Below are 10,241 nucleotides of genomic sequence, written 5' to 3'. Positions count from 1 at the left end.
TTCGCGGACGCCAGAGCATCGTCGCTCAGCCACCGCCAAGCCGCGATAGCAGGACGGCGAGCTCGGATTGGCTTCGGATTCCCGTTTTGGCGAACGCCGATTTGAGATGGCCCCGCGCTGTATCAGCGGAGACGCCAAGCTCGGCGGCCGCCTCGGGCATGCTTCTGCCGGCGATGACATGACGCGCGACCTTGACCTCCGCCGGCGTCAGGCCAAAGGCCTGATGCAGAATGGTCTCGCCAATTTCTGGAAGTCGATGCAGCGGGGTGATCAGCAGCAATGCGCGTGCGCGCTGAAAAATGTCGCGCGCAGTGTGCACCAGCGGCGCCGCCTGGAGCACCAGTGGGGCGCCAAATTCGCGGCGCAAAGCGATCGCGTCCGTCGCTGGCGCGACCATGGCCGCGTCGGGACGGCAGGCGCCGGCGATGAGCGCCGAGAGCGCGCGATTGGCGCCAGGAGCGAGCGCCCGCAACCGTCCGCGCGAAACGGTGAAGCCATCGCCGAACAGCGCCTCGGCCGGCGCGTTGAAGCGCACGACCTCGCCGAGATCATCAAGCAGAACCGCGGCCTTGTTGAGCGCCGAAAAGGCGTCCACCATGCCGCTCTGCGCCGCTTCGCCGACCGCGACCGTCAGCCGGGCCGCGCGGCGAAAATGCGGAAGCGCCGCCTTGACCGTCTCGATTTCGTCGGCGCCGAACGGGCCGCTCTTCTCGAGCCGTTCGATCGTAAGCATGAAGGGGGCCGGAACGAACACGCCGAGCAGACTGAAGCTAAGAAAATGCCTTAGCCCGAATCGATCGAGAAAGTCGGATCGCCATCGCTCGAAGCGAGTGTCGGATGGATCGTCGAGCGATTCATCCGTCACGATGGTGTCGACGCCCATGCGCAGCGCTCGGGCGCGGACCTCCCTCGGGTTGTCGCGGTTCCATCCTTCAGCGAAAAATGTCCGCGGGTAAGGACCCATGCTCTCGGACGCCGTGTGCAGCGACGCGCCCTCAGGCCGGTGGTGCAGCGTGAGGGCGCCGAATCCATTCGCCGCGGCCGCCAACTCGCCAAGCGCTGAGGGCCAACGCTCCGGCCGTCCGGCGGCTTCGTAGATGCACTCGAGTATATTCTGAAACCTGTCCTGGTCGATCATACCGACCTCACGGTTAAATGCCGCCCAGCAAAATCGACGCGCACCTTCGCCCAACCATTTTGGCGAAATATGAAACAACTCACACACCCACGCACACGATCGATCAGCGCTGAAAAAAATCGGGGCCCGCGCGTAGAAGCTTGACGCCTCCCAGCCACATCCAGCAAATTAGGCGCCTTAGCACGGTCGGGCCATCCCATTCTGCGAGGCAGTAGTGCCCTGATCATCTTCATCGGGCGCGGCGCGCCATTTCGCGATTTTTGCACGATGCAGTGCGATTTCGTATCGATCACGGGAACGCCGCCGAATCTTCGCGCTTGCCGGCAAGAATGCGGCGAGATGATACTAACCAAGCTCTGGATAGTGACTTCGGCTTGATGTCGCAGTATCGGGCCGCGTGAGCGATTCCAGCGCGCTTCGAAGCCGGATCGCTGCGCCGTCGAACGCCAAGGGACCACCGCGCTCGATCGATTCGATCGAAAATGGCGAGCAAAGGCGTAGCATTCCAGTGAAGGCGCAATCCTCGATGACATTCGCAGATAGTACACGAGGTTAGCTTCCTCTCATTCGCCGCGACCCAGAATTGGATCAGCATACGTCTGCTGGAGAACGAGAAGCCACGCAGCGCTCGCCAAAGGATCGGGGGGCATATCGAAATCCACGTTCCGACGGCGCAGATCGGCTGTGAAGATCGCCATAACGCGATCAAGATCCAGATTGTCGTTTTTAGACTCCCGGTCCCGAACCTCCGCCTTCCAGACCAAGGACAGGCGAACGGCACGGCCGGGATACGTCGCCCGGACTTCTCCGTTCTCCACTATCTCCCAGGTGCCGTCGCGGGCCGGCTGAATTTGGGCCGAGGGCGAAATGCGCGGCGGCACCGCATCGGGATCGCCAACGGGACCGATGCGGTGGTACATTCGGTCGTTATCTGCCATCACGGCGACATTGCCGAATGGAGACCGCTCGCTGAGCATTGGGCCATCAAGCCCTTCCGGCCAGTAGTCGAAGCTGCAACCCGAGCCTTCATAAAACCACGCGACCGCTCCTGCCTGGATCACGCGCCATTTTTCGAACAGGCCGGAGCTTCCCATCATTCGCAGAAGCGACAAAGGATACTGCTTTCGTGTTGCGCCGTGAAAGGCGGGGATGTCGACATGGGTCATGCCGGCAGGCATCGGCGCATTGACATTGACCACGACAAATTCCGGAAACACACGCGACGTGCCGAAGAGGGTTTTCGCCGCCGCAAGAAATTGCTTGTTGTGCAGGATCAGTTCAGCGCCCTCGACGAGCGGCACGCCGCCCGCCGCCCAGTTTCCTCGGAACCAGGGTTGAACCGACTGTTCGGCTTCGGGTTTGGTCGCATCGTCCACGACGACGTCCGGGATGTAGGCCGCGATCGCACCATAGGGAGCGTGTCGCGCGAACATGGCGCGGATCGCCTCGCGATCCTCAAATGCCGGCTCGATCCGAAGTGGCCTGTGGACGAATTTCATTGTTTCCTCCCTTGCGACGAAGATCACCGGTGGCGAGTGCGGCAAGCAGTTGCTCGCGGCTAGGCTGGACCATCGGCGGTCCGCCGTCGTGTTGATCCAGCACCTGTCGAATACGTGCCACCATGCGCGGATCGGTATAGACGTCGTTTGGCCAGCAGATCATTCCGGCGACATTCAGCAATGCGCGGAACGCAGTCGGATCGAACAGCGCAGCCGTTCGCAGTTGGGCGTAGTCAATCCGGTCGAAGATGACGGGCACCTTCGGGGCTGGAGCATTGAAGATGGCATGCTGAAGCATCGCTAACCGCGCACCATCGATCGTCACCTGATCCTCATAGAACGGCGCGATATGGTCGCCGACCAGTCTGTCCAATTCGAACGCCTGTGCGATCCGATCCGTGACATGCAGTTCGATGGTGTCGAGAAGATCGGCGGCCGCCAAAAGCGCAAGGCTTAACCCGCGGCCGGGCGAAGGATTGGTCGTACACACGGAGTCGCCGATCGCATGCAGACCCGTGACGACGGGAGCGCCATTCACAACCAAGCGGCGCAGCGTGTTGCGCACCGCGCCCATCGCAAAAACTGGGCTAATCGGCTCCAATCTGTCCAGCCACGCGGCGTAGGCGGGCACAGTGCGCACGACCGCGGCAAACACCTCGGGGTATTTGAGCGCGCGGAAACGCCGATCCCTGGCGAGTGGCACGACCGCCAGTTGAACCTTCCCGTTGTCCGCTCCCGAAACCAACAGGGTGAATTCGTCCAGGCTGGCGAGCATCCGCGTAGGAACCTCCGGAGCCTCGATCCCGGGACGCATCTGATAATGACGGCTGAAATAGGCGAGGCCGCACTCCGCGGCGTACGCTGCCGCCGGCCGGGCACCGATCTCTCCCAGCCAGCGATCGATCGCTGAACCGCGGCCGGCCGCGTCGATGACGAGATCTGTGACATGATCATCTTGCTCAGTGCGCACGCCGGTCACATGAGGTGGTTCGCCCGCCGCGCTAAGCAGGCCGGTCACCCGCACCCCGCAGCGCAGCGTCACACCTGGCTCTGCCAGCACCGTGCGCAGCAACACCCAATCAATCGTTGAACGCCGGATCTTCAGGAGCGAAAGGCGCTCGTCGCCCGGGCGGGGCGCTGTATCAACCAGCGACGGCGGCATCTGGGCCGAGAGAGGCGCCTCGACCGCCCCGGCCGCGCACAATTCCCGATAGACATCGGGCAGCCGCTGCAGAAGAAGCTCCCGGCATTTCGGATTGACGATGTGGGGCTGGACGATCTGTGGCGCCGTCGTTCGGAACGCCGATGCAGCGGCGGCTTCGACATCCGCGCCGGGCTCCAGGCGGTCTCGTTCAAGCACCAAAATCTGATGGCCCGCTCGTGCCAACATCAATGATGCAGACAAGCCCGCAAAACCTCCGCCGATGATGATGATCTTCAAACGGCTCCTCCGACACCGCGCGTGGCTGACGAATCGTGGATAGCGTTGGAGGTGACTTGCGCCTTCCGCGGCAGGAACAAGGCCAGAGTTGCAGACACAAGGAACGCGAGACCAGCAAAGGCCAGGCCGGCGTGCAGGCTGCCTGTCCTTCCCTGAATCAAGCCAACGACGTATGGTCCGACGAACCCACCCAGGTTGGCCACAGAGGCCACAAGCGCAATACCCGCAGCCGCCGGGAAACCAGACAGGAATTCGCCGGGCACCGAAAAGAAGACCGGCAAGAAGCTGTAGCTTCCGATCGCCACGACCGAAAAAAGGACCACGGATAGAAATGGTGGCGGGGACGCTTCCAGCAACAGCAGACCAATTCCCGCCAAGGCTCCCGCCGCTGCCATGTGATACCGGCGTTCCAGCGTGCTGTCGGAGTGGCGCGAGACGATGATCATCGCGATCAGGCCAACGAGATTGGGTATTGCGAGAAGCAACCCGACGACGCTACCGGACGCGCCCGCCAAGACGGACTTCATCATCTGTGGAAGCCAAAACAAGAATGTGTAAGCGCCAAAACCGAAAGCAACGCCGATACACGCCAAGTGCCAGACCCGCGGATGGATCAGAGTCCGCGTCACAGACATCGATTGCCAACCGGGCTTATGCCGCTCTTCGTACTCCAATTGGTCGGCGATCCAGGCCTTTTCTTGCTGAGTGAGAAACTTGGCTTCCGCAGGTCGGCTTGGCAGTAATCGATTCGTCAGAAACACGCACAAGATTGCCGGCAATCCCTCGAGAATGAGCAACCATCGCCAGCTGCTCAAGCCGAACCAATCCGCATGATCCAGAATGATCCCTGAAATCGGAGCACCCAGGATGCTCGCGACGGGGATGCCGATGATGATCAGCGCCAGCGCTTGTGCTTTCGCCCGCAACGGAAACCAATAACCCAAGTACAGAGCGATACCAGGAAAGTATCCCGCTTCTGCGAGCCCGAGAGCAAAGCGCGCGATATACAGCTGATGGGCAGACTGTACAAACCCGGTCAGAGTGGCGACTGCGCCCCACGTGATCAGGATTCGGGCTAACCAGACCGGTGCTCCGATTCTGTGAAGAATCAGGTTGCTGGGGATCTCCAACAGGAAGTAACCCAAGAAGAAAATTCCCGCTGCCAACCCGAACTGCTGGCTGGTTATTGCCAGTTCGCGGTTCATGGTCAGGGCGGCAAACCCCAGGTTGGTTCGGTCGATGAAGGCGATCACGTAGAGAGCAAGCAGAAAGGGAAGCAGTCTGATCCTGAGCTTCCGCAGGATTGCGACCTCGATGAAGCTCGACGCAACTTTGGCGTGTTTGCGAAAATCCAGTTCGGCACTTTGGTCCATTGAGGTCCTCTGGCGCTCGCATTCTCCGATCTTTGACGGCAAATCGCCCGCCAGCGGCTTGCGGTCGCGTGCATCAGCGGTAAAGTGCTTACAGTATCGAACCGGTGAGCGTCGTCACCCAAACGGGTGACCGAACAGCAGTCCAGCAGATGTACATTTAGATTCGCGGTGCTGGCGGCTTACCTTGCCGTTCGGCGTATCCGCGGCGCGAGGCGATCGACCAGTGTCAGTAGATCGGCCTGCCGCGATACGCCGGTCTTGGAAAAAATATGAGCCAAGTGGGTACGCGCCGTCTCCTGCGAGATGCCAAGCGTCCTGGCGGCAGAGGCAAGCGTCGCGTTCCGGGCGAGCTGCTCGAGGAGCCGGATCTCGGCCGCCGTGAGATCAAAGTTTCGCGCAAGCGCCCCGACGTCGGCGATCGAGTTTGACTCGGCACGCGTGATGAAGACAGCAGCAGTTGCCTGCGGCATCAAACGCGTACGCACGTCGCCTCGTGCGAGCGGCAACACATGGGCCACTGCGGGTTCGTCACTGAGTAACGGAACCCCTAGTCCGCCGCTACCGATTTCGGATTCGTCGGTGCGAGCGAGCCCGATTGCTGCCGACAGCTGTTGATTTGCAGTTGCGTTGCTCGCCGTGAGAATCCCGTCAATAGCGGTAATAGGGTTGTGCGCCAACAACATGCGCTTCGCGGAATTGTTTGCATGCAAGATGCACCCTTCTTCGCCGACCACCACTACCCCGGCGATAAAGGTATCAAGCGTCGCCGCAAGAGTATCAACTTCAATCTTCTTCACATCGAGAATGTCGATGATCTTCACCGCACGACCGACATGTGGCACAAGCAGGCGAATTGTTGCGGCGTCCCCATCCATCAAGTTGCCGCCATCCTGGTGGCGGCTGGCCGTGAGGATTGCGATCCGTCGCGCCTCGCGCAACACGACCGTCTGCATCACATCATTGATGCTTAGCGTGCGCCTCAACTCTTCGTAGATGCGTTTTCCATTCGACCCGGTCTGGTCGATGAACCGTGACATGATCAACGGCTCGCCGTCGCGTTGATATTGGCGACTGAATGCGAGGCTATAAAATCCGGTCAGTCGATCCGAGTAGGCGAGGTACCGTTCTTTCCAATCGGAACTAAGCCCCCACGAATGCGCGAATTTGTGACCCGACTGCTCCAAATCGACCAGCAACAGAAAACCGGACATACAGCCGATGCTCTGGCAAATTTCTGCGAGTGTCGCCGGCCATCGATCCGGTTCGATCGCGCAATCATAGATCATGCCAATTAACTCGGATAATCGTCGATGCGAAAGCATGCGCACTTTTTGCCAAAGGGATGAGAACAACCTACTGTTCTCTTTAACACAAGTCGCAAGCGTTAGTGTGGCGTGGTTCACAGATTTGGGTAACGACAATTCTCCTCGGAACCTGGCTATATATCGATCCTCGAACAGGACCTGGAGAAAAAAGTCTGCGCTATGCTACGCTATGGCATCCCCTCAGCGGGCGGTGAGACTGTGCTGTTTAGCCTCAAGCTCTGTCAGTCGGTCGAATCTGGCAGCGTTAGTATCCTCAATCCGAAGTTGCAATTGAGAATACATTCGCCATTTGATGACAGGATCAGTCGTCGCAGGAAGACTCCGACGCCGAGCTAAATGATGTTCACCACGATCATCCTCGCTACCAGAAAAACCATTTGGCGAACTATTCTGAGAAGCGCCGTCTTTGATCGCAGAGGGTGCGCGGCTTTGCCGGCGGCTCGCGTGAACCGAGCCCTGGCGGTCTCTGCCATTCGGCTTTGATCCTCGCGCGGATCAGGTGTCGTTCGCCGGAGGCACTCGCGCAAGGGGCCCGCCTTGATTGCATTCCGGCGCCGCTATCACTGCCCATTGCACGGGTGCCTTCTTAACCGGTCTCTCGACTGCACTCGCTTTCGGGTCCCGCCGTTCCGGCGTCGCTATCACTGCCCCTCAGCGGCTGCCTCTTCGCTTTGCCCTTAGTCCCATATGTAAAATAGAGGCCCTTCTTGATTCCCATCGATCTTCCGGTCCGAGGCGTAGGGCTAATCAAGTCTCGCAGCCATCGCTATGTCGCCGCTCGACCTGAGTGGGAGTCACCCGCGAAGCGCTGCCCAAACGCCGATGCGGACCAGAATATCAGATAAATCTTCAGGCCAGATCTGTTCGGCCGTCGAGAGCAATTCTTCGGCCGACCACCAGTGATGCGTGGCCATCACCCTCACGTTCAAGATCGGTCCAGCGTTCGCTCGAAATCATCTGTGCGGATTCCACCCGGACAAGGAAAAAGCGCTCGTCCGCACGGACTTTCTCGCCGTCAGGCGTCAGAAAGGTGGCAGTGCATTGATGAATCACTGGTCCCGGATCGTCGATTGAAAGTCCAGTTTCTTCGAATAGCTCGCGGCGCGCCGCTTGCGCATAACTCTCGTTAGAGTCTAACCCGCCGCCAGGCGTAGCCCAGAAGCCTTGTCCTGCGAGCGGGTGTTCAAACCTAAAAGGAGAATGCGATCCAACGGATCAACGACCAAGAGTCGAGATGACGGGCGCTCGCGCATAGCGATCTCATGATACGAAGCTGGCGGGGGACGGAATGCTGTCTCCAGCGTAGACGCACGGCGACCATGTGGACCGGTCCACCCAAGAAGATAACCTTGGTAACTTGCCGAACGGAACACTGCACGACATTTTATGCGTTCGAGCGAAGGGGCTCCGCCCCTCGCGCGCGCCAGGGTGAAGAGCCGGCAGATGCCGGCGCCGACCCGAGCGGTCTCCCCGGTCTTCCGCGCTCTTTTCTGATTCATCACGCTCCAAGCCTTGGCAAGCGCTTGTGCAGACCCGCTCTTCCGAGCGGCCCTGACGGGCGGGCGATCCCCCTCCGCTCGGATCGCCCTGGCACTTGCTACCCCCGGTCTCGCCGACGGGCAGGGGCGCAGGCGCGAAGTGTGTGCGCTCTGCGCCCTTGAAGCCAAAAAAGGAGATCAATCATGTCGGCCAAGCAAGTCAAAACCGTTCCTGAAAATGGAAGCGAGATTTTTATCCCGCTTGACAAGCTGAAGAAGTCGCCAAAGAACGCCCGCAAGATGCCGCACAGCGAGGCGGCCATCGAGGCCTATGCGGCCAGCATCGCCGCAAAAGGCCTCCTGCAAAATCTCGTTGTCGAACCGGAGCTGAACGCGGATGGCTCGGCGACCGGGTTCTATTTCGTGACCATCGGCGAGGGTAGGCGGCTTGCCCAGCTCCTGCGGGTGAAGCGGAAGGAGATCAAGAAAACCGAGCCGATTCGGTGCATCGTCGATACCACGAACGATCCGCACGAGATCAGCCTCGATGAAAACGTCACCCGGGAGAACATGCATCCCGCTGACCAGTTCGAGGCATTCAAGGAACTCGCGGACGAACGAGGCCTTGGTGCGGAGGAAATCGCGGCCCGTTTCGGCGTGACTGCCCATGTGGTTCGCCAGCGCCTGCGGCTGGCGGCGGTCTCCCCGAAATTGATTCAGGTCTATCGCGATGGCGCACTGACCCTAGAGCAGTTGACCGCCTTTGCCATCACCGAGGACCACGCCCGGCAGGAAGGCGTCTATGAGCGGCTGTCCTATAACCGGGATGCCAGCACGATCCGCCGGCTGCTCACAGAAACCCATGTTGCAGCGACAGACCGCCGCGCTCGCTTTGTTGGCATCGAAGCCTACACGGAGGCGGGCGGCGCCATTCTCCGCGACCTCTTCACCGAGGATCGCGGCGGCTATCTGGAGGATGTGGCGTTGCTCGACCTGCTGGTGACCGCAAAGCTTGGCCGCGAAGCCGATGCGCTGCGGGCAGCCGAGGGCTGGAAGTGGACGGAAGCCCATCTCGACTTCCCGCATGCCCATGGCATGCGCCGGACGTATCCGCTTCCGGTGGTGCTGTCGGCGGAAGATGAGACCAACCTTGCGGCAGCTCACACGGAATTCGACCACCTGACCGAACAGCACCAGGCGGCTGACGAACTTCCGGACGACGTAGACGCGCGGTTCGGTGAGCTTGAGGTCGAAATCGAGCGGCTGGAAGCAAGGCGCACGGCCTATGATCCAAAAGATATCGCGCGTGGCGGCGCTTTCGTTGTCCTGAATCACGATGGCACCGTGCGCATCGAGCGCGGTTTCATCCGCGCCGCGGATGAGAAGCCCCGATCCGAGGCCGAGCCGCCAGAAGAAGCCTTGGAAGCAAAGGAGGCCGAAGGTGCGGCTAGTCAACCCGGGCAAGATGGGGAAGGAGACCATGAAAGTGGCACCGAGGAGGAAGATGACGACCGTCCGCTATCTGACACTCTTGTCCGTGACCTCACCGCCCATCGCACCTTGGGGCTGCGGCTCAATTTGAGCGAACAGCCGGATGTCGCCGTCGTCGCGGTCACGCATACGCTCGCGGCTCAAATCTTCTATCTCGGCGCCAATGCTCACGTCGTGGGCATTCAGCCGATCAAGACCGACTTGGCGACCCATGCCGACGGCATTGAGGATACACCGGCTGGCAAGGCGTTGGCGGATCGCCACGCCAATTGGGCGAGGCAGTTGCCCCGCGACGTGACCGGCCTGTGGACGTTCGTGGCCGAACTTGACCACGACAGCCGCATGGCGTTGTTTGCGCATTGTGTTGCCGTGACGGTCAATGCCGTCAAGCTGCCGTGGGAACCAAGGCCTCGCGCCTTGGCGACGGCCGACCGGTTGGCGGAAGCCGTCACGCTCGACATGACCGGATACTGGCGGCCGACTGTGCGGAGCTATC

Annotated in this window: 6 protein-coding genes and 1 pseudogene; 1 reads left to right on the top strand and 6 read right to left on the bottom strand. The window is 60.6% G+C overall.

Annotation, left to right across the window (positions count from 1 at the left end; all coding sequences use genetic code 11):
• Window positions 1-25: 25 nt before the first annotated feature.
• The 6 genes and pseudogenes from JOY90_RS14955 to JOY90_RS40150 all read right to left on the bottom strand — a co-directional run.
• Window positions 26-1,216 carry a helix-turn-helix transcriptional regulator gene (locus tag JOY90_RS14955; RefSeq protein ID WP_291691892.1) on the bottom strand — a complete coding sequence of 397 codons (1,191 nt, stop codon included), beginning with the start codon at window positions 1,214-1,216 and terminating at the stop codon, window positions 26-28.
• Between the two features lie 485 nt (window positions 1,217-1,701).
• The gene (locus JOY90_RS14950) at window positions 1,702-2,637 is read right to left on the bottom strand and encodes a hypothetical protein (protein ID WP_291691891.1); all 936 of its coding nucleotides are present in this window, start codon (window positions 2,635-2,637) and stop codon (window positions 1,702-1,704) included.
• Window positions 2,594-4,078, bottom strand: a complete 1,485-nt coding sequence (locus tag JOY90_RS14945) for an NAD(P)/FAD-dependent oxidoreductase (protein WP_291691890.1) — start codon at window positions 4,076-4,078, stop codon at window positions 2,594-2,596. The genes JOY90_RS14950 and JOY90_RS14945 overlap by 44 nt, the downstream gene beginning before the upstream one ends.
• Window positions 4,075-5,451, bottom strand: coding sequence for an MFS transporter (locus JOY90_RS14940; protein ID WP_291691889.1), 1,377 nt, complete (start codon window positions 5,449-5,451; stop codon window positions 4,075-4,077). The genes JOY90_RS14945 and JOY90_RS14940 overlap by 4 nt, the downstream gene beginning before the upstream one ends.
• A 179-nt stretch (window positions 5,452-5,630) precedes the next feature.
• Window positions 5,631-6,803, bottom strand: a complete 1,173-nt coding sequence (locus JOY90_RS14935; RefSeq protein ID WP_291691888.1) for a hypothetical protein — start codon at window positions 6,801-6,803, stop codon at window positions 5,631-5,633.
• An 822-nt stretch (window positions 6,804-7,625) separates the two neighbouring features.
• Window positions 7,626-7,880: pseudogene (locus tag JOY90_RS40150) on the bottom strand (DNA mismatch repair protein MutT); the annotation flags it as partial.
• Between the two features lie 578 nt (window positions 7,881-8,458).
• Between JOY90_RS40150 and JOY90_RS14925 the strand changes: the two are divergent.
• Window positions 8,459-10,241, top strand: a 1,783-nt coding sequence (locus JOY90_RS14925) for a ParB/RepB/Spo0J family partition protein (RefSeq protein WP_291691887.1), incomplete at its 3' end; no start/stop codon positions are given.

This window comes from Bradyrhizobium sp., assembly GCF_019242285.1.
Classification (GTDB): domain Bacteria; phylum Pseudomonadota; class Alphaproteobacteria; order Rhizobiales; family Xanthobacteraceae; genus Bradyrhizobium.
Note: the sequence above shows the minus strand (reverse complement) of the source record. Positions and strands in the feature narration are given on the sequence as shown.